Source organism: Bradyrhizobium sp. 14AA, assembly GCF_054185205.1.
The window spans coordinates 131,260-150,151 of the sequence record NZ_JAVAYM010000016.1; the positions used below are offsets into that span (position 1 = coordinate 131,260).

Annotated in this window: 18 protein-coding genes; 7 read left to right on the forward strand and 11 right to left on the reverse strand. The window is 64.3% G+C overall.

What is annotated here, in order from left to right:
• Positions 1-3: 3 nt before the first annotated feature.
• The 4 genes from RAD15_RS26590 to coxB form a co-directional block, all read right to left on the reverse strand.
• The gene (locus RAD15_RS26590) at positions 4-180 is read right to left on the reverse strand and encodes a CoxF protein (protein WP_458181159.1); all 177 of its coding nucleotides are present in this window, start codon (positions 178-180) and stop codon (positions 4-6) included.
• Positions 177-1,121, reverse strand: a complete 945-nt coding sequence (locus RAD15_RS26595; RefSeq protein ID WP_458181160.1) for a heme o synthase — start codon at positions 1,119-1,121, stop codon at positions 177-179. Before RAD15_RS26595 ends, RAD15_RS26590 begins: the two co-directional genes overlap by 4 nt.
• Before the next feature lie 61 nt (positions 1,122-1,182).
• The gene (gene ctaD / locus RAD15_RS26600; RefSeq protein WP_458181161.1) at positions 1,183-2,811 is read right to left on the reverse strand and encodes a cytochrome c oxidase subunit I; all 1,629 of its coding nucleotides are present in this window, start codon (positions 2,809-2,811) and stop codon (positions 1,183-1,185) included.
• An 88-nt stretch (positions 2,812-2,899) separates the two neighbouring features.
• A complete protein-coding gene (gene coxB, locus RAD15_RS26605) occupies positions 2,900-3,742 on the reverse strand; it encodes a cytochrome c oxidase subunit II (protein ID WP_458181162.1) in 843 nt (280 codons plus the stop codon).
• A 460-nt stretch (positions 3,743-4,202) separates the two neighbouring features.
• On the opposite strand from coxB, the gene RAD15_RS26610 reads away from it, so the two are divergent.
• From RAD15_RS26610 to RAD15_RS26625, 4 genes are all read left to right on the forward strand, one after another.
• Positions 4,203-4,751, forward strand: a complete 549-nt coding sequence (locus tag RAD15_RS26610; protein ID WP_458181163.1) for an invasion associated locus B family protein — start codon at positions 4,203-4,205, stop codon at positions 4,749-4,751.
• A gap of 234 nt (positions 4,752-4,985) precedes the next feature.
• The gene (gene tldD, locus RAD15_RS26615) at positions 4,986-6,413 is read left to right on the forward strand and encodes a metalloprotease TldD (protein ID WP_458181164.1); all 1,428 of its coding nucleotides are present in this window, start codon (positions 4,986-4,988) and stop codon (positions 6,411-6,413) included.
• Positions 6,410-7,186: a signal peptidase I gene (gene lepB, locus RAD15_RS26620; protein WP_458181165.1), complete on the forward strand. Its 777-nt coding sequence runs from the start codon at positions 6,410-6,412 to the stop codon at positions 7,184-7,186. Before tldD ends, lepB begins: the two co-directional genes overlap by 4 nt.
• Before the next feature lie 12 nt (positions 7,187-7,198).
• Positions 7,199-7,765 carry a nucleotidyltransferase family protein gene (locus tag RAD15_RS26625; RefSeq protein WP_458181166.1) on the forward strand — a complete coding sequence of 189 codons (567 nt, stop codon included), beginning with the start codon at positions 7,199-7,201 and terminating at the stop codon, positions 7,763-7,765.
• 115 nt (positions 7,766-7,880) lie between these two features.
• On the opposite strand, the gene RAD15_RS26630 is transcribed toward RAD15_RS26625, so the two are convergent.
• The 3 genes from RAD15_RS26630 to RAD15_RS26640 all read right to left on the reverse strand — a co-directional run bounded on the left by RAD15_RS26630 (position 7,881) and on the right by RAD15_RS26640 (position 10,599).
• Complete coding sequence (locus RAD15_RS26630; RefSeq protein ID WP_458181167.1) at positions 7,881-8,447, reverse strand: PAN domain-containing protein; 567 nt, start codon at positions 8,445-8,447, stop codon at positions 7,881-7,883.
• 186 nt (positions 8,448-8,633) lie between these two features.
• Positions 8,634-10,004, reverse strand: a complete 1,371-nt coding sequence (locus RAD15_RS26635) for a glutamate--cysteine ligase (RefSeq protein WP_458181168.1) — start codon at positions 10,002-10,004, stop codon at positions 8,634-8,636.
• A gap of 100 nt (positions 10,005-10,104) precedes the next feature.
• On the reverse strand, positions 10,105-10,599 hold the full coding sequence (locus RAD15_RS26640) for a MarR family winged helix-turn-helix transcriptional regulator (protein WP_458181169.1): 495 nt from the start codon (positions 10,597-10,599) through the stop codon (positions 10,105-10,107).
• Positions 10,600-10,724: 125 nt separating this feature from the next.
• On the opposite strand from RAD15_RS26640, the gene gstA reads away from it, so the two are divergent.
• Both gstA and RAD15_RS26650 read left to right on the forward strand, forming a co-directional pair.
• Positions 10,725-11,339: a glutathione transferase GstA gene (gstA, locus tag RAD15_RS26645; RefSeq protein WP_458181170.1), complete on the forward strand. Its 615-nt coding sequence runs from the start codon at positions 10,725-10,727 to the stop codon at positions 11,337-11,339.
• A gap of 241 nt (positions 11,340-11,580) precedes the next feature.
• Positions 11,581-11,889, forward strand: coding sequence for a hypothetical protein (locus tag RAD15_RS26650; protein ID WP_458181172.1), 309 nt, complete (start codon positions 11,581-11,583; stop codon positions 11,887-11,889).
• A 487-nt stretch (positions 11,890-12,376) separates the two neighbouring features.
• Here the strand turns inward: RAD15_RS26650 and RAD15_RS26655 are convergent, their stop codons facing one another.
• Genes RAD15_RS26655 through RAD15_RS26670 form a run of 4 tightly spaced genes read right to left on the reverse strand, consistent with a single transcriptional unit; the run spans position 12,377 to position 18,093 of the window.
• Entirely contained in the window at positions 12,377-14,590 is a 2,214-nt protein-coding gene (locus RAD15_RS26655; protein WP_458181173.1) for an FAD-dependent oxidoreductase, read from the reverse strand.
• 19 nt (positions 14,591-14,609) lie between these two features.
• Positions 14,610-15,818, reverse strand: coding sequence for an acetyl-CoA C-acetyltransferase (locus tag RAD15_RS26660; RefSeq protein WP_458181174.1), 1,209 nt, complete (start codon positions 15,816-15,818; stop codon positions 14,610-14,612).
• 56 nt (positions 15,819-15,874) lie between these two features.
• Positions 15,875-17,665, reverse strand: a complete 1,791-nt coding sequence (locus RAD15_RS26665) for an acyl-CoA dehydrogenase C-terminal domain-containing protein (RefSeq protein ID WP_458181175.1) — start codon at positions 17,663-17,665, stop codon at positions 15,875-15,877.
• Positions 17,666-17,706: 41 nt separating this feature from the next.
• Complete coding sequence (locus tag RAD15_RS26670) at positions 17,707-18,093, reverse strand: nuclear transport factor 2 family protein (protein ID WP_458181176.1); 387 nt, start codon at positions 18,091-18,093, stop codon at positions 17,707-17,709.
• A gap of 197 nt (positions 18,094-18,290) precedes the next feature.
• On the opposite strand from RAD15_RS26670, the gene RAD15_RS26675 reads away from it, so the two are divergent.
• Positions 18,291-18,878 (forward strand): PadR family transcriptional regulator, encoded by a 588-nt coding sequence (locus RAD15_RS26675; protein ID WP_458181177.1) that lies wholly within the window; start codon positions 18,291-18,293, stop codon positions 18,876-18,878.
• Positions 18,879-18,892 lie beyond the last annotated feature (14 nt).

An 18,892-nucleotide genomic window follows, 5' to 3' on the forward strand; every position in this document is an offset into this window, starting at 1 on the left:
TACCTACATCGGTCGCACGAGAACTGCCGGTCCCTTGACCATGGTGACGGCGAAGAACAGCACCACGAGCACGCCGAGCGCCAAGGCAATGGCGATGGAGCGCTGACGACGGCTCTTCTTCTGCGCCTCGGTGAGGACGATTCCGTCTGTCTCAGGTTTGTCGGCCATGTCAGCGATCATGCGCCCCCAACCATCGGAGCAAGCGCCCGGTACACGACCTCGGCCAGCAGGGTCGCGAACAGCGCGAACAGATACAGGATCGAGAAGGCGAACAGCTTCCGGGTCGCACGCAGCGACGCAGCTCGCGTCCGGCGCATATAGACGTTGATCGCGAGCACCAGCATGCCGGCGCCGAGGATCAGCGAGACGATGCCGTAGACGGCGTCGAAATAGCCGAGCGCCCAGGGCGCGGCGGCGACCGCGATCAGGACGACGGTGTAGAGCAGGATCTGAAGCCGCGTCGCGTCGGGACCGGCGACATTGGGCAGCATCGGAATGCCGGCACGGGCGTAATCGTCGGAGCGGAACAGCGCCAGCGCCCAGAAGTGCGGCGGCGTCCAGAAGAAGATGATGGCGAACAGCAGCAGCGGCTCGACGTCGACCGTACCTGTGACCGCGGCCCAGGCCACCACCGGCGGCAGCGCGCCGGCGGCGCCGCCGATCACGATGTTCTGCGCGGTCCAGCGCTTCAGCCACATCGTGTAGATCACGACGTAGAAGAAGATGGTGAAGGCGAGCAGCGCGCCCGCGATCCAGTTGACGAGGATGCCGAGCGTCATCACCGAGAAGAAGGCGAGCGTCATGCCGAACGCCATGGCTTCAGGGCGGGTGATGCGGCCGCGCGGGATCGGCCGGTTTGCGGTGCGCGACATCTTGGCGTCGATATCGCCTTCGAGCGCCATGTTGAGCGCGCCGGAGGCACCGGCGCCGACCGCGATGCAGAGCAGCGAGGTGATCGCGAGAACCCAGTGGAAGTGCCCGGGGGCCATCGCCATCCCGACCAGCGCGGTGAAGATCACCAGCGACATCACGCGCGGCTTGAGCAGCGCGATGTAATCGCCAACCTCAGCTTCGGAGATGTGGGGATTGATGTCGATGGCGTTGTGGTCGAGGACGGACACTTAAGTTTACTCGCTTCGTTATAGAGCCGCGGCGCCCATGACGGGCGCCGCGGGAGATCGATCACTGCACGCGGGGCAGCACTTCGAACTGGTGGAAGGGCGGCGGCGAGGGCAGCGTCCACTCGAGCGTGGTCGCGCCCGCACCCCACGGATTGTCGCCTGCCGGCACCTTCTTCATGAAGGCGTCGAGCACGCAATAGAGGAAGATCAGGACGCCGAAGCCGGAGATGTAGGAGCCGACCGACGACACCAGGTTCCAGCCCGCGAACGCGTCGGGATAGTCGACGTAGCGGCGCGGCATGCCCGACAGGCCGAGGAAGTGCTGCGGGAAGAACACCAGGTTGACGCCGATGAAGGTGACCCAGAAGTGCGCCTTCGCCAGCGTCTCATTGTACATGTAGCCCGACATCTTCGGGAACCAGTAGTACCAGCCGGCAAAGATCCCGAACACCGCGCCGAGCGAGAGCACGTAGTGGAAGTGCGCGACGACGTAGTAGGTCTCCTGCAGCACGCGGTCGACGCCCGCGTTCGCCAGCACGACGCCGGTGACGCCGCCGACCGTGAACAGGAAGATGAAGCCCACCGCCCAGATCATGGGAGCGCGGAATTCGATCGAGCCGCCCCACATCGTGGCGATCCACGAGAAGATCTTCACGCCGGTCGGAACGGCGATGACCATCGTGGCGGCGACGAAATAGGCCTGCGTCGCAGAGGACATGCCGACCGTGTACATGTGGTGCGCCCACACCACGAAGCCGATGCCGCCGATCGCGACCATGGCGTAGGCCATACCGAGATAGCCGAACACGGGCTTGCGCGAGAAGGTGGAGACGATCTGGCTGATCATGCCGAATGCGGGCAGGATCAGGATGTACACTTCGGGGTGGCCGAAGAACCAGAACAGGTGCTGGAACAGCACGGGGTCGCCGCCGCCGTCGGGCGCGAAGAACGTCGTGTGGAAATTGCGGTCGGTGAGCAGCATGGTGATCGCACCGGCGAGCACCGGCAGCGACAGCAGCAGCAGGAACACCGTCACCAGGATCGACCACACGAACAGCGGCATCTTGTGCAGGGTCATGCCCGGCGCGCGCATGTTGAAGATGGTGGTGATGAAATTGATGGCGCCGAGGATCGACGAGGCGCCCGCCAGATGCAGCGACAGGATCGCGAAGTCGACGGCCGGGCCCGGATGTCCCGAGCTCGACAGCGGCACATACATGGTCCAGCCGGCGCCGACGCCGTTGGCACCCGGCTCGCCCTCGACGAAGGTCGACATCAGCAGCAGGCCGAAGGAAGCCGGCAGCAGCCAGAACGAGATGTTGTTCATGCGCGGGAACGCCATGTCGGGCGCACCGATCATCAGCGGCACGAACCAGTTGCCGAAGCCGCCGATCATCGCGGGCATGACCATGAAGAAGATCATGATCAGGCCGTGCGAGGTCACGAAGACGTTGTAGGTGTGCGTCTCGTGGAAAATCTGCACGCCCGGATACATCAGCTCGGCCCGGATCGCGATCGACATCGCGGCACCGATCACGCCGGCGATGACCGCGAAGATCAGGTACATCGTGCCGATGTCCTTGTGGTTGGTCGAATAGACGTAGCGCCGCCACCCGGTCGGATGGGCGTGCTCGTGGTCATGTCCGTGGTCTTGCGCGTGATCGCCGTGTGCCGCTGCGCTCGTTGCCATTTTCAAATCCTGCCTTGCGTCCCGTTTGGACCTTGTGCGGTCCCGCCCTTCATGTCGCTTTCAGTCCCCTCGAGCCTTCGCCCGGCGCTTACTGCGTCGGGCCGGCCGCGGAGGCGTAGGTGCTGGTGCCGCCGCTCGCAAATTTCTTCTTTGCCGTCTCGACCCAGGAGGCGAACTCCTGGTCATTCACGACGCGAATCGCGATCGGCATGAAGGCGTGGTCCTTGCCGCAGAGCTCCGAGCACTGGCCGTAGAACATGCCGGTCTTGGTCGCCTTGAACCAGGTTTCGTTCAGCCGGCCCGGAATGGCGTCGATCTTGACGCCGAAAGCCGGCAGCGCGAAGGCGTGGATGACGTCGGCGCCGGTGACCTGGACCCGAATCACCTTGTTGACGGGCACCACCATCTCGTTGTCGACGCCGAGCAGCCGGGGCTGCTTGTCCTGGGCCATCAGCGAGTCGAACTCGAACTTGCCGTTGTCGGGGTAAGCGTAGGACCAGTACCACTGCTTGCCGGTCGCCTTGATGGTGATATCCGCCTTCGGCACGTCGAGTTCCAGGAACAGCAGGCGGAACGACGGCACTGAGATGCCGACCAGGATCAGCACCGGAACCAGTGTCCAGGCCACCTCGATCAGCGTGTTGTGCGTGGTCCGCGACGGCACCGGATTGGCCTTCGCGTTGAACTTGATGACCACGATCACCAGCAACGCCAGCACGAACAGCGTAATCAGCGTGATCAGCACGAACAGGAAGTTGTGGAACCAGACGATGTTATCCATCACCGGGGAGGCGGATTGCTGAAGCGTCCACTCCCACGGCGCCGGTTGCCCGAGCTCGGCGGCGAATGCCGCACCGCCCGTCGCCAGCGTCAGACCCGCCACGGCCAATCCCAGCAAGTCTCGGCCGACCCGGCCCATCGACATCCTCATGCCGTCGCGCTCCCCTTACGAAATCACCCCAAGTGCGTTCCCCTATTTTTGGGAAACGCTTATTCGATCCGCCCGTCTGACAAGCCGCCGCGCAAGAATACCTCTAAGAGGGATTGGGGCCAGATCGTGAGAACGCCGAAATCAAGCCTCTCAAACCATAATTCTTGATCTATCGCAATGCAGTCTTGAGGCCGGTCTGTCAGCGATCACCCGCAAGATATTTCCTAGTAACATCAGCCAAAAATACCGTTTCCCGGGATGCTGCGGCTTGACAGCGGAATTGCCCGCGGTACGCACTGGCGGGCAGCCGCGCAGGAACCTGATTCGTGCGGGCGATGGCGACGCGAGGCGGCGCGGAATTTGCTTGGGAATCGCCTTCAAGACGCCGTCATTCCCGTATCAGTCCGCCAGATTAGTCCGCCAGGTGCGAGCGACCCAGGCGAGCAGAGGGACCGACCCGATGGGGCTTTCGAGATGGATGGCAAGGCAGGCGACAAGGCGGGCTGACGGCCTCCCGGCGCTGGTGGCCTTGCTGCTGGCTGCTTCCGTCCTCCTGGCGCTCCCTGGCCTTGCCCATGCGCAGGGCGCGGTGCGCTCCGTCCATGGCGACTGGCAGATCCGATGCGACACCCCGCCGGGCGCCCAGACCGAGCAATGCGCCCTGATCCAGAGCGTGGTCGCCGAAGACCGCTCCAATGCCGGCCTGACCGTGATCGTGCTGAAGACCGCCGACCAAAAGAGCCGCCTGATGCGCGTGGTCGCCCCGCTCGGCGTCCTCTTGCCCTCCGGCCTCGGGCTGAAGCTCGACAACCAGGACGTCGGCCGCGCCGGCTTCGTCCGCTGCCTGCCCAATGGCTGCGTCGCCGAGGTCGTCATGGACGACAAGCTGCTCGGCCAGCTCCGCACCGCCAAGACCGCCACCTTCATCATCTTCGAGACCCCGGAAGAGGGCATCGGCTTCCCGCTCAGCCTGAACGGGCTCGGCGAGGGCTATGACAAGCTGCCGTAGGGCGGTATCCGGTCGCAGGTTCTCAATCCCGTCATCCTTCGAGGGCCAAAGAAGCGGCCGCCTCCAGCGACAACGGCTTCGCCGTTGCGCGGGGGTGACGGATTGACACTTGCGGCCACGTGTTCGACGGCGTCCGACCCGCACCTATCGTTTCCGTAATGTGACGGCCCAGCCCTCGCGGAACCGTTCCGAAACCATTATCTTGCCTCACATCCCCCGATAATGGACGGACGCATGACCAACCCTGCCACGACCTCCCTGCTCGACCGTGCCAATCTCGATCGCGACCAGGTTCGCAACGAGCTCGCGCGCGGGCTTTCCGGCGCCGATGACGGTGAGCTGTTCCTAGAATACAGCCAGACCGAAGCGCTGATGTTCGACAATGGGCGGCTGAAGCAGGCGACCTACGACACCTCGCAAGGCTTCGGCCTGCGCGCCGTCAAGGATGACGCGGTCGGCTACGCCCATTCCTCCGACGTGTCGCTGCCGGCGCTGATTCGCGCCGCCGACGCGGTTGCCGCCGTGCGCGGCGGCTACTCCGGCAGCTTTGCCGCCCCGCCAGCGCATACCAATGTCCGGCTCTATGGCGACGACAATCCGCTCGACGCCCCCGGCTTCGAGACAAAAGTAAAACTGCTCGCCGAGATCGACGCTTACCTGCGCGACAAGGATCCACGGGTGCGGCAGGTCAGCGTCAGCCTCGGCGCGACCTGGCAGGTCGTCGAGATCCTGCGGCCCGATGGCGAGAGCTATCGCGACATCCGCCCGCTCGTGCGCGTCAACATTTCCGTCGTGGCCGGCCAGGGCGACCGCCAGGAGAGCGGCAGCAAGGGCTATGGCGGCCGCGCCGGCTATGCCGAATTCATCGAGAGCAAGAACTGGCGCGACGCCGCCGACGGTGCGCTGCGCGAGGCCCTCGTCAATCTGGAATCGATTCCCGCCCCCGCCGGCGAAATGGACGTCGTGCTTGGTGCCGGCTGGCCCGGCGTGATGTTGCATGAAGCGGTCGGCCACGGCCTCGAGGGCGACTTCAACCGCAAGAAGACCTCGGCGTTCGCCGGCCTGATGGGCCAGCAGGTCGCGGCCAAGGGCGTCACGGTCGTCGACGACGGCACCATGGCCTCGCGCCGCGGCTCGCTGTCGATCGACGACGAGGGCACACCGACCAACCGCACCGTGCTGATCGAGGACGGCATCCTGGTCGGCTACATGCAGGACCGCCAGAACGCGCGGCTGATGAACATGAAGCCGACCGGCAACGGCCGCCGCCAGGGCTATGCCCACGTGCCGATGCCGCGCATGACCAACACCTACATGCTCGCCGGCGACCGCGATCCGGCCGAGATTCTCGCCTCGGTGAAGAACGGCGTCTTCGCCGCGAATTTCGGCGGCGGTCAGGTCGACATCACCTCGGGCAAATACGTGTTCCAGTGCACCGAGGCCTACAAGATCGAGAACGGCAAGATCGGCGCGCCGCTGAAGGGCGCCATGTTAATCGGCAACGGGCCGACCGACCTGCATCGCATCCGCATGATCGGCAACGATCTCGCGCTCGATACCGGCATCGGCACCTGCGGCAAGAACGGCCAGGGCGTACCGGTCGGCGTCGGCCAGCCGTCGCTTCTGATGGAACGCATTACGGTGGGTGGAACGGGCGCATGAGCGTTGAGAAAGTCACTGTCCCCGCCAAACGGAAGAGCAGCGGCTGGGGCGGCCAGCTGGTGCAGCTCGCCGGCATCGTCGCCGCCGTGTTCATCGCCAAGGGCGCGCTCGCCGAGCCGTTCTACGTGCCGTCGGGCTCGATGGAGCCGACGCTGCTGATTGGCGATGCGCTGCTCGCCTCGAAATTCCCCTACGGCTACGGCACCTCCTCGCTGCCGATCCAGATCAACCTGCCCGAGAGCGGCCGCGTGTTCGCGGAGACCCCGAAGCAGGGCGACGTCGTGGTGTTCCGCTGGCCCGGCGATCGCTCGCAGGCCTGGGTCAAGCGCGTCGTCGGTCTGCCCGGCGACCGCATCCAGATGCGGCAGGGCCAGCTCTTCATCAACGACCGTCCCGCCGAGTTGAAGCCGGATGGCGTCGGAGCTGCCGAGGACGACAATGGCGGCAGCGAGCCCGCCTACCGTTACGTCGAGACGCTGCCGAACGGCGTCTCCCATCTGATCTTCAAGATGCGCGACAACGGCCCGCTCGACAACACGCCCGAGGTGAAAGTGCCGGCCGGCCATCTGTTCGTGCTCGGCGACAACCGCGACAATTCTTCTGACAGCCGCGTGCCGCTGCGCTCCGGCGGTGTCGGCCTGCTGCCGATCGACAATCTGGTCGGCCGCGCCGATGCCGTGCTCGGCTCCTGGGATCTCGGCATGCGCGGCCAGCCGGTGTGGACCTGGCTCTCCGGCTTCAGGCTCGCGCGGTTCTTCACCGCCGTGCATTGAGCTGATCGCAGGGTGGGCAAAGACGAGTTTCTTACCCTCGCCCTGCAAAATCCCGTCAACGCCGCAATCGTCGATGAACTCCATCGCCTCGCGCTGCCCGATGCGTGGCTGGTCGCAGGCTGCCTGGTGCAGACGGTGTGGAACGTGCTCACGGGCCGCCCGGTCGATCACGGCATCGCCGATTACGACGTGTTCTATTTCGACCCTGATACCTCGTGGGAGGCGGAGGATACGGTGATCCGCACGCTGCACGCGCGGCTCGGGCATCTCGGCGTCAAGATCGAGATCCGCAATCAGGCGCGCGTGCACCTGTGGTACCCTGGCAAGCATGGCCTGCCCTATCCGCCGCTGAGCTGCTCGGCTGACGGCATCGACCGCTTCCTGACGCAGAACACGCAAATCGGAGTGAGACGCGCGGGCGATGGCTACGACGTCTACGTGCCGCACGGGTTTGACGATGTCGCAGGACTGATCGCGCGGCCAAATCCAGGCCCGAATTTTTCAGCGACGAGCTACGCGGTGAAAGCCGCGCGATGGAAGGCACTGTGGCCGGAGTTGACCGTGATTGCGGCGGAGTGAGATGCCCGCTTCATCCTCCTTGTCATTGCGAGCGAAGCGAAGCAATCCAGAATCCCTCCGCAACAAGTCTGGATTGCTTCGCTACGCTCGCAATGACGACGGTGGGAGCGACGCGCTATCGCACCACGCCCGACGTGAATCCGGCCTTCCTTCGCGGCGGCTTGATTTCCTTTTTCAGGAAGCAGCGCGCTTCGCGCCCGGTGTAGCCGGGGCGGGCGTAAGTGAAGGCACGGCATTTATTGTCGGCGGTGCAGGCGGCCTTGCAGGCCTCTTCGCCTTCGCCTTCCTTGAGCTCGAAATTGCGCAGATCGCCACCGGGACGGTCGATCGACGTTTCCACGCCTTCGACGCGCGGCTCGATCACGCCGGCGCCGCGCACGCCGGAGATACAACAACTTCCCGGCACGCGCGGCGGCACGGTGTTCTTGAGCCAGCACACCGCCGAACCGCCTTCGACGTCGGGATAGCTGAAGCTCCAGGAGCGGCAGCGGCGATCACGCTCGCAGAGCAGCGCGCAATCCTCGGGATCACCTGACGTGACGGGCGAGCTGAAATAGTCGCCGCCGGGCCGGTCGAACGCCGTCTGGGCGCGCGCGGGCATGCTCGCGAACACGAGCGAGAGCAGCGTGGCGCAGGCCACGACGCTTGTCCTGACGGCCCCGGACAGGCGGCCCTTCCCCATCGGAAACAGCTTTCGAGTTATTGACGACGTTCAGGTTTTTCAGCCGGACATTTGATCGCCGCAAACCTGTATGGGCGATGAACGGCTCAAATCCTGGTCGTTGGCCTAAAGCATGATCCGGACCCGAAGGGCCGCGTCAGCGCAAAGTGTGACGCGGTTTTCCGAGAAGATCATGCTCAAACAAGCCTAGAACGCGTATTCCGCGTAGGCCGGTTCCACCGAGCCCTTCCAGGGACCGTTGAACTTGTCCAGCATCTCCTCGGCCGGCGTCCGCCCGGAATCGATGATGCGATCGAGCGGCTCCAGATGCCGGGTCTCGTCGCGGCCGAGCTGGTCGATCCGGCCGCGCCGGCGCAGGCCGGCATGTGCCAGAACGAGGCATTCCTTGGCGATCTCGAACAGATAGCGGTCCTTGATCCGCGACTTGAAGCCGAAGCGCGGCACGTCGTCGCGGAGAGCCTGGCGCTCATGCGCGCTCCAGTGCTTAACGATCTCCCAGGCGGCATCGAGCGAGACGTCGTCATAGAGCAGCCCGACCCAGAACGCCGACAGCGCCGGCAGACGGCCCCACGGGCCACCATCGGAGCCGCGCATCTCCAGATAACGCTTCAGCCGCACTTCCGGGAAGATCGTCGAGAGATGGTTGGCCCAATCCGACAGAGTCGGACGCTCACCGGGAAGGTTGTTGTTGCGGCCGTCGAAGAACGCGCGGAACGAGGAGCCCGACACGTCGATGTAATCCTCGTCGCGCTTGACGAAATACATGGGCACGTCGAGCGCGTAGTCGACATAACGCTCAAAGCCCATGCCGTCCTCGAACGCCCACGGCATCATGCCTGCGCGGGCGTTGTCGGTGTCGCGCCAGATCTCGGAGCGGAACGACAGGAAGCCGTTCGGCTTGCCTTCGGTGAACGGCGAATTGGCGAACAGGGCGGTCGCGACCGGCTGCAGCGCCAGCGAGACGCGCAGCTTCTTGACCATGTCGGCTTCGGAGGAGAAGTCGAGATTGGTCTGCACCGTGCAGGTCCGGTACATCATGTCGAGGCCGTACTGGCCGACCTTCGGCATGTAGTTGGTCATGATCTTGTAGCGGCCCTTGGGCATCACCGGGATGTCGGCGCGCGACCAGGACGGCGTCATGCCGAGACCAAGGAAGCCGATGCCGAGCGGCGTTGCGATCTCGCGCACCTGTGCCAGATGCGCCATCAGCTCACTCTGGGTCTGGTGCACGTTCTCGACCGGCGCGCCGGAGAGCTCGAACTGTCCGCCGGGCTCGAGCGAGATGGCACCGCCGCCGGTGACGTCGTAGAGGCCGATGATGTTGCCCTTCTCCATGATCGGCTCCCAGCCGAGCAGGAGCTTCATGCCTTCGAGCAGCGCACCGATGCCGCGCGCGCCTTCGTAAGGCACAGGGCGATGGCCTTCGAGCGTGAACGGCGTCTTCTCGTGCTCGGTGCCCATCCGCCATTCGGACGGCGGCTTGCAGCCGGCCTCGAACCACGCGACGAGCTCGTCGCGCGATTGCAGCGGCGTCATATCGATCTGGTCTCGCGCCATATCAAACTCTAATCAAAAGGCGCTTCGACCGAACGCGCGCGGGTGACAGGGATGGTCCGCGAACCCACCGGGTGCACGGACGAGCTGGTTTGCCGCGCAATCATCGCGACGGCGTGGCTTCGTTGACGTTGACGGGCGGCAGCTTCATCTCGCCGCACGAGCAGCCCAGGCGGTCGAGCAGACCGCTGAGCTTGACGGCATCCGCATCGGACAGTTTCGAACCGACATATTTCTCGATCGCAGCCGAATAGGCGCCCCACATCCGCTTCTGCAGCTCGCGGCCGGCCTCCGTGATCTCCACGAACTGGCCGCGCTTGTCGATCTTGCATTCGCGCCGCGAGGCGAGGCCCTCGTCGACCAGGCGGTCGATCAGCCGCGAGGTGGAGTATTGCGGGATCAGCATCTGCCGTTCGAGTTCCACCGGCCGCAGCTCGCCCGAGGGCGCCCGCGACAATTCGAGCAGCGCGTCGTACCATGCCAGCGGCGGAAAGCCCGCCTTCTTCAGCTCCTGCTCGACGCAGTCGAGCACGCGGCTCTGGACCCGCATCAGGCGGATCCAGGCGGAGGTCGCCTCGGTCGAAGGTTTGCGTTTCATGGTCCCGCTCAAACTCGTCGCCCGTCTCTTACCTCATTCGATGCAGGTGCATCAATCTTGCTATTTCATGCAAGCGCATGTAGTCGTTCTTTCGCACTAACCAAGCGTCAAGAGGATGAAATTCCATGAAACTCTATTACACGCCCGGCGCCTGCTCGCTGTCCCCCCACATCGCGCTCCTGGAAGCCGGCCTGCCCTACGAGCTGGTCAAGGTCGATATCCGGGCCAAGAAGCTCGAAAATGGTGAGGATTATCTGAAGCTGAACCCCAAGGGCCAGGTCCCTGCGCTGGGCCTCGACAGCGGTGAGATCGTGACCGAAGGCCCGGTCATTGTCCAGATGATCGCCGATCAGGCCTCGGCCAAGGCGCTGGCGCCGGCCCGCGACAGTTCCGAACGCTACAAGCTGCTCGAGTGGCTGAACTTCCTGACCTCGGAGGTGCACAAGAGCTTTGGCCCGCTGTTCGCGCCGGCGCTGAACGACGAAGCCAAGGCCTTCTTCAGGGATCGCGTCATGGGCAAGCTGAAGTACATCGACAGCCAGCTCGCCGACCGCGACTACCTCATGGGCAAGCAGTTCACGGTGGCCGACGGCTATCTCTTCACGATGCTCACCTGGGGCGATCGCATGAAGTTCGACCTGTCGGCGATGCCTCATCTCGCCGCCTACAAGGCCCGCGTCGCGGCCCGGCCGCAGGTGCAGGAAGCGCTGAAGAAGGAAGGACTGATCCAGGCCGCCTGAGAAGCGACAGCGAACAATCGCACAGAACAATCGCAAAAGGGCCGGGTCGACGATCCGGCCCGTTTTTGCTGCCGCAGAACGACTCGGCGCGGAACTGCGTCCGCCGGATCATCGTACCGGACATTAGACTTATGAACTACTGTTCGCCAAACGTAAGTAGTGCTGTCTTGTCACTGCTCGCAAAGCGAGCGAGCTTGGCGGAATTGATCGAAGAATATTTGGGCTCTCATCGGAGTTGAACTTGGCGATTGCCTTCGTCCTGACCGTTGTAAGCGCGTTGGTGGGAATAGCGACAGGTTACGTTTTCAGGATCTGGGCGCTGGTCGTGATTTCGCCATTGATCGCGATTTTCGCCGCGATAATTCTTCGTGCTTATGACTTCGGAATGATGGCGGGCGTCACCGTCATTGCGATCTGTCTCGCCGTCTGTCAGCTCGCCTACTTCGCGGCAGCCTATGTGCTGCACGCGCGCGGCGTTTCATCCCATGACGAAGTCGACGGCGAGCCAGGCGAGATAGGCGAGCAGAAAATCCCCCGCCAGCACAAGTAACGCCAAAGCGGTCCAAAGCACCGGCCCCTTGCGGCGCAGGCGTGCCGGCTGCTGTTGGGACGAGAGGCCAGTCGCGGACGCGACAGCATGATTCGCGGCGAGATCGCGACCGAGCGCGGTCTTCCGCAGCACCAAAGAGTTCATTCAAGGACACTTTCTTATTTCGTCTTCAACTTGCCGATGGATCGGCAAGTGTCCCAGTTGGATTGCGCCAATTGGATTCGTGACCCTGACCCGAAGACAACGCTAGTATCAGGACCGAGCAAAAGAACGGCGCCGCTTTGACGCGCCTATGACAATTGCGCGACACAGCAACACCGGGATTCTCGCACGGTTCCTACTCGGATTCTGCGGTTGGTTCCACAACCGGGAAAAGATCCTGACGTAACCGTGATGAGACCGTGTGGAAAACAAGAAAGGCCGGATCGATGATCCGGCCTTTCTTCGTTTCAATATCTCCGGATTGCGCCCGGGCTACGAGCGCGACTCAGGCCGCCGCCTTCTTCGGCGCGAAGCGGCCGTAGAAGGTTTCTCCCTTCGCGGCCATCTCCTCGAGCAGCTTCGGCGGGGTGAAGCGCGAGCCGTACTTCGCCTCGAGCTTGTGGCAGAGCTCGACGAACTTCTTCGTGCCCATGAAGTCGATATAGGACAGCGTGCCGCCGGTGAACGGCGCGAAGCCGAAGCCGAGGATCGAACCGACATCCGCTTCGCGCGGATCGGTGATGACGTGATCCTCGACCGTGCGCGCGGCTTCCACCGCCTGCACCACCAGGAAGCGCTGCTTCAGCTCTTCGATGTCGAGCGTGTCAGGATCGAGCTGCTTCGGCTGCAGCGCCGACAGCCCAGGCCACAGGCTCTTCTGGCCCTTGCCCTTTTCAGGGTAGTCGTAGAAGCCCTTGCTGTTCTTGCGGCCGAGCCGGCCCTGCTTCTCGACCATCTCCACCATCAGCTTCTTCTGGTCGGGATTGATGGCGTTGGGGCCGAGATCGGCTTCCGTCGCCTTCATGATCTTGAGACCGAGATCGAGCGCGACTTCGTCGGAGAGCGAGAGCGGGCCGACCGGCATGCCGGCCATCTTGGCGCAGTTCTCGATCATCGCCGGCGGCACGCCTTCGAGGAACATCTCGTTGCCCTCGGCGACGTAGCGGCCGACGCAGCGATTGGCAAAGAAGCCGCGGCTGTCGTTGACGACGATCGGCGTCTTGCCGATCTGCCGGACGTAGTCGAGCGCGGTCGCGAGCGCGACGTCGCCGGTGTTCTTGCCCTTGATGATCTCGACCAGCATCATCTTCTCGACCGGCGAGAAGAAGTGGATGCCGACGAACTTGCCCTGGTCCTTGAAGCTCTCCGCCAGCGAGGTGATCGGCAGCGTCGAGGTGTTCGACGCGAAAATCACGCCCGGCTTCATATGCTCCTGCGCCTTGGCGAAGGTATCAGCCTTGACCTTGCGGTCCTCGAACACGGCCTCGATGACGAGATCGACGTCCTTCAGCGCGGCGTAGTCCGCGGTCGGCGTGATGCGCGCGAGCAGCGCTTCGGCATCGGTGGGCTTGGCGCGGCCCTTCTTGATCTGCTCCTCGATCACCTTCTGCGCATGCGCCTTGCCCTTGTCGGCGCTCTCCTGGTCGCGGTCGATCAGGACGACGTCGAGGCCGGCGCGGGCCGAGACGTAGCCGACGCTCGCGCCCATGAAGCCGGCGCCGATCACGGCGATCTTCTTCACCTTGGTTGCGGGCACGTCCTTCGGACGACGTGCGCCCTTGTTGAGCTCCTGCATCGACAGGAACAGGCTGCGGATCATCGCCGCCGCTTCCTTCGAGCGCAGCACCGAGGTGAAGTAGCGCGACTCGACACGAAGCGCCGCGTCGATCGGCAACTGCAGGCCTTCATAGACGCAGCTCATGATCGCGCGTGCGGCCGGGTAGTTGTCGTAGGTCTCGCGGCGATAGATCGCGTTGCCGGCCGGGAACATCATCATGCCGGCCTTGGAGAACACCGGGCCGCCGGGCAGCTTGAAGCCCTTCTCGTCCCAGGGCGCAACCGCCTTGCCGCCGCCCTTGATCCAGTCCTTCGCGGCCTTGACGAGATCGGCGGCCGGAACGATGGCGTGGATCAGGTTCAGAGCCTTCGCCTTCTCGATCGTGACAGGATCGCCCTTGAGCAGGATCGTCATCGCATCCTGCGGTGGAACCAGACGCGGCACGCGCTGCGTGCCGCCGGCGCCCGGGAACAGGCCGACCTTGACCTCGGGCAGGCCGAGGCGGGTCTTGGGATTCTCCGCGGCGACGCGATAGTGGCAGCACAGCGTGATCTCGAAGCCACCGCCGAGCGCGAGGCCGTTGATCGCGGCCGCCCACGGCTTGCCTGATGTTTCGATCGAGCGCAGCACCAGCGAGAAGCGGCGGCTCTGGTCGAACAGCATCTGGTTCGCGGCGGTCTCGCCCTGGTCCTTGAACACCTTCGCGTAGGCCTGGTTCATGCCCTCGAGCATCGACAGGTCGGCGCCGGCGCAGAACGCTTCCTTGGCCGACGTGATGACCACGCCCTTCACCGCGGCATCCGCCGTGGTCGCCTTGACGATCGCGTCGAGCTCGCTGGTCGAGGTCTCGTCGAGCACGTTCATCGAACGGCCCGGGATGTCCCAGGTGACGAGCGCGATGCCGTCGGAATCGGTCTCAACCTTGAAATTCTTGTAAGTCATGTTGGTTGCTCCCCTACCCTTACACGCGCTCGATGATGGTCGCGGTGCCCATGCCGCCGCCGATGCACAGCGTCACCAGGGCGGTCGACTTGTTGGTGCGCTCGAGTTCGTCGAGCACGGTGCCGAGGATCATCGCACCGGTCGCGCCGAGCGGATGGCCGAGCGCGATCGCGCCGCCATTGACGTTGATCCTGGCGTTGTCGATGTCGAAGGCCTGGATGTAGCGCAACACGACGGAGGCGAAGGCCTCGTTGAGCTCGAACAGATCGATGTCCGACTTCTTCATGCCCGAACGCGCGAACAGCTTTTCAGTGACGTCGACCGGACCGGTCAGCATCATCGCCGGCTCCGAGCCGACATTGGCGAACGCGCGGATCTTGGCACGCGGCTTCAGGCCGTACTTCGCACCCGCCTCCTTGCTGCCGAGCAGCACGGCGCCGGCGCCGTCGACGATGCCCGACGAGTTGCCGGCGTGGTGCACGTAATTGACGCGCTCGATCTCCGGATGCGACTGCAGCGCGACGCCGTCGAAACCGCCCATCTGCGCCATCATCGTGAACGACGGCTGCAGCTGCGCCAGCGACTGCATCGTCGTCGAGGGACGCATATGCTCGTCCTTGGCGAGGATGGTGAGGCCGTTGATGTCCTTCACCGGAACGATCGATCTGTTGAAGCGGCCTTCATCCCAGGACTTCGCCGCACGCTGCTGGCTCTGCACCGCATAGGCGTCGACGTCGTCACGCGAGAAGCCGTACTTGGTCGCGATCAGGTCGGCCGAGACGCCCTGCGGCATGAAATAGGCCGGCACCGCCATCGAGGGATCCATCGGCCAGGCACCGCCTGAAGCGCCGATGCCGACACGGCTCATCGATTCGGCGCCGCCGCCGATCACCAGCTCATGCTGCCCGCTCATCACCTGCGCAGCGGCGAAGTTCACGGCATCGAGGCCCGAGGCGCAGAAACGGCTGATCTGCACGCCAGGGACGGCTTCGCCGAGGCCCGCCTTCAGCGCCGCGAAGCGCGCGATGTCGCTGCCGGCTTCACCGACCGGATCGACCACGCCGAGCACGACGTCGTCGACGGAATCTTCCGGCAGATTGTTGCGATCCTTGAGCGCCTTCAGCGGCACGGTGGCGAGCGCGAGCGCGGTCACTTCGTGCAGTGCGCCGTCAGCCTTGCCGCGGCCGCGCGGGGTGCGAACGTGGTCGTAGATGAATGCCTCAGGCATGACGCCCTCCTGATGTGATGTTCAAACGCGATTGGGAGCAGGCAGCGGAAGCAGGCTCAGAACGCTTCCGCCGGCAATTCCATGATGGTGGCGCAGCCGGCCTGGATGCGCGCGAGATTGGCGGCGGTCTCCGGCAGCATCCGCTCCATGAAGAAGCGGCCGGTGACGAGCTTGGTCGAGAGATAGGGCGTCGCCCCGCTCTCGGCAATCTTGGCATTCGTCACCTTGGCCATCTTCGCCCACATGTAGCCGAGCGCAACGAAGCCGAAGAGATGCAGGTAATCGGTTGCGGCAGCGCCGGCATTGTCCGGCTTGGCCATCGCGTTCTGCATCAGCCATGTCGTGGCCTGCTGGAGATGGCCGAGCGAGGCCGAGAGCGGGGTGATGAACGGCTTCATCGCCTCGTCGCCGCCGTTCTCCTTGGCGAAGGCCATGACCTCGCCGAAGAAGCCCATGATGGCGCGGCCGCCGTCGCGCGGCAGCTTGCGGCCGACGAGGTCGAGCGCCTGGATGCCGTTGGCGCCTTCATAGATCATGGCGATGCGTGCATCGCGCACGAACTGCTCCATGCCCTGCTCGGCGATGTAGCCGTGGCCGCCATACATCTGCTGCGCCTGCACCGCATTGGCGAAGCCGTAATCGGTGAGGAAGCCCTTCAGCACCGGCGTCATCAGGCCCATGTGATCGTCGGCGGCCTGGCGGTCCTTCGGGTCCTCGGAGCGGTGGGCGACGTCGCTCTTCAGTGCGGTCCACATCACGAAGGCGCGCGCGGCCTCGTTGAAGGCGCGGATCGAGAGCAGCGTGCGGCGCACGTCGGGATGCACGATGATCGGGTCGGCCTGCTTGTCCGGCGCCTTGGCGCCGGTGAGCGCGCGGCCCTGGATGCGCTCGCGGGCATAGGCGACGGCGTTCTGATAGGCGACCTCGGACTGCGCGAGGCCCTGCACGGCGACGCCGAGGCGGGCCTCGTTCATCATCACGAACATGCCCTGCATGCCCTTGTTCTCTTCGCCGATCAGCCAGCCGGTGGCGCTGTCGTAGTTCATCACGCAGGTGGAATTGCCGTGGATGCCCATCTTGTGCTCGATCGAGCCGCACACGACACCGTTGCGGGCGCCCACCGAACCATCGGCGTTCACCAGGAATTTCGGTACCACGAACAGCGACACGCCCTTGATGCCCGCCGGTGCGCCCTCGATGCGGGCGAGCACGAGGTGGATGATGTTGGGGGCGAGGTCATGCTCGCCGGCCGAGATGAAGATCTTGGTGCCCGTGATCTTGAAGCTGCCGTCGGGCTGGCGCACCGCCTTGGTGCGGAGCATGCCGAGATCGGTGCCGCAATGCGGCTCGGTCAGGTTCATGGTGCCGGTCCACTCGCCCGCCACCATCTTCGGCACGTAGGTCTGCTTCTGCTCGGGCGAGCCATGAACGATCAGCGCGGCAGTCGCGCCCATGGTGAGGCCGCCATACATCGAGAACGCCATGTTGGCGGAGATCTGGAACTCGTTGACCGCCTGGGAGAGCGTCACCGGCAGGCCCTGGCCGCCGAACTCGGTCGGCGCCGACAGACCGAGCCAGCCGCCCTCTGCGACCTGCTTGAACGCGTCCTTGAAACCCTTCGGCGTGGTGACGCTGCCGTCCTCAGTGCGCTTGCAGCCTTCGAGATCGCCCACACGATTCAGCGGCTGGAGCACCTCTTCGGCGAGCTTGGCAGCTTCGCCAAGAATGGCTTCGCGCACGTCGCTCGAGGCATCGGAGAAGCCGGCCAGATTGTCGTAGCGATCGATCTGGAAGACGTCGTTGAGCAGGAAGTTCACGTCTTCGACGGGGGCTTTATAGATCGGCATGGCGTTCTCCCGGCATGGGCCTTGAAGGGATGATGTTGGGCTTATGATTGGGCGGCGGCAAGCTGCTCCGCCATCAGGCGGTGCAGCATGTTGATCGCCTTGAGCGGACGCACCATCACCTTGAAATGCGTGATGCGCCCCTCGCTGTCGAAGGTGATGATGTCGACGCCGTTGATCTCGATGCCGTCGATCACGTTTTTGAACTCGAGGACTGCGCCGTCGGCGCTCTTCCACTCACCGACATAGGTGAAGCCGGGACCGCCAAGCACCTTCTCGGCGCTGGAGAGATATTGGAAGGTGATGTCGCGGCCGCGCTGGGGCGAATGCACCACGGGGCTTTCGAACACGGCGTCGGGATGCAGCAGGTCCCAGAGCGCTGCGCGGTCATGAGACTTCATGTAGGCGTACCAGGAGTCGAGGCCGGTCATTTCGGTTGCCTCCCTAAAGGCCTTGGCAAAAAGACGCGAAAACAACCCCATGCACAGTAGCGCGAAGGTTGATTCTGCTGGGTTTTCGGATCGGGTCTTTAGGCCCGACCTTGAGCCGCCTCATATGCACATTGACGCATATGCGCCGATGCGCATAAAGTCAAGCCGATTGGTTAAGGTCAAAGAAGGAGGCGGCCATGGCACTGGGCGACGCAATCCTCGCATGCCTGACGGAACGTCCGATGACGGGCTACGAGCTCGCCAAGACGTTCGATTCCTCGATCGGCTTCTTCTGGAAGGCCGACCACCAGCAAATCTACCGCGAACTCTCCAAGCTGCGCGACCGCGGCCACATCCAGGGCCGCGAGGTCGTCCAGTCAGGCAAGCCCAACAAGCTGGTTTATACGCTCACCCCGGAGGGTCGAACAGCGCTGCGGCACTGGGCCGCGCGGCCAAGCACGCCAGCCTCGACCAAGGACGACCTGCTGGTCCGCCTCCACGCGCTCGACAGCATCGACATCGAGCCGCTGCGCACCGACCTGATGGCCCGCCTGGAGCACCACCGCGACCGCCATGCCAATTACGAGCGCATCCTGAAGAAGCGTTTTCCGGACGGCACCGCGGAAGGCCGGCTCGATCTCGGCAATCTGCTGCTGCTCCGCCTCGGCGCCCGGCACGAGCAGATGGTGGCCGACTTCTGCGAGGAGACGCTCGAGGCACTGTCGGCGATGAGCGGCAAGGCCACGGTGGTGCCGCTGGAGGATGGCAAGCGGGAGAAGGGCTGAGGGTCTGAGGCTCT

Excerpts from the sequence above, each read along its gene's own strand:
- RAD15_RS26670 (WP_458181176.1), bottom strand. The coding sequence starts at position 18,093 with ATGACCGGCCTCGACTCCTGGTACGCCTACATGAAGTCTCATGACCGC.
- coxB (WP_458181162.1), bottom strand. The coding sequence starts at position 3,742 with ATGAGGATGTCGATGGGCCGGGTCGGCCGAGACTTGCTGGGATTGGCC.
- RAD15_RS26610 (WP_458181163.1), top strand. The coding sequence starts at position 4,203 with ATGGGGCTTTCGAGATGGATGGCAAGGCAGGCGACAAGGCGGGCTGAC.
- RAD15_RS26630 (WP_458181167.1), bottom strand. The coding sequence starts at position 8,447 with ATGGGGAAGGGCCGCCTGTCCGGGGCCGTCAGGACAAGCGTCGTGGCC.
- RAD15_RS26660 (WP_458181174.1), bottom strand. The coding sequence starts at position 15,818 with ATGCCTGAGGCATTCATCTACGACCACGTTCGCACCCCGCGCGGCCGC.
- lepB (WP_458181165.1), top strand. The coding sequence starts at position 6,410 with ATGAGCGTTGAGAAAGTCACTGTCCCCGCCAAACGGAAGAGCAGCGGC.
- RAD15_RS26675 (WP_458181177.1), top strand. The coding sequence starts at position 18,291 with ATGGCACTGGGCGACGCAATCCTCGCATGCCTGACGGAACGTCCGATG.
- RAD15_RS26590 (WP_458181159.1), bottom strand. The coding sequence starts at position 180 with ATGATCGCTGACATGGCCGACAAACCTGAGACAGACGGAATCGTCCTC.
- RAD15_RS26655 (WP_458181173.1), bottom strand. The coding sequence starts at position 14,590 with ATGACTTACAAGAATTTCAAGGTTGAGACCGATTCCGACGGCATCGCG.
- RAD15_RS26640 (WP_458181169.1), bottom strand. The coding sequence starts at position 10,599 with ATGAAACGCAAACCTTCGACCGAGGCGACCTCCGCCTGGATCCGCCTG.
- ctaD (WP_458181161.1), bottom strand. The coding sequence starts at position 2,811 with ATGGCAACGAGCGCAGCGGCACACGGCGATCACGCGCAAGACCACGGA.
- gstA (WP_458181170.1), top strand. The coding sequence starts at position 10,725 with ATGAAACTCTATTACACGCCCGGCGCCTGCTCGCTGTCCCCCCACATC.
- RAD15_RS26665 (WP_458181175.1), bottom strand. The coding sequence starts at position 17,665 with ATGCCGATCTATAAAGCCCCCGTCGAAGACGTGAACTTCCTGCTCAAC.
- tldD (WP_458181164.1), top strand. The coding sequence starts at position 4,986 with ATGACCAACCCTGCCACGACCTCCCTGCTCGACCGTGCCAATCTCGAT.
- RAD15_RS26635 (WP_458181168.1), bottom strand. The coding sequence starts at position 10,004 with ATGGCGCGAGACCAGATCGATATGACGCCGCTGCAATCGCGCGACGAG.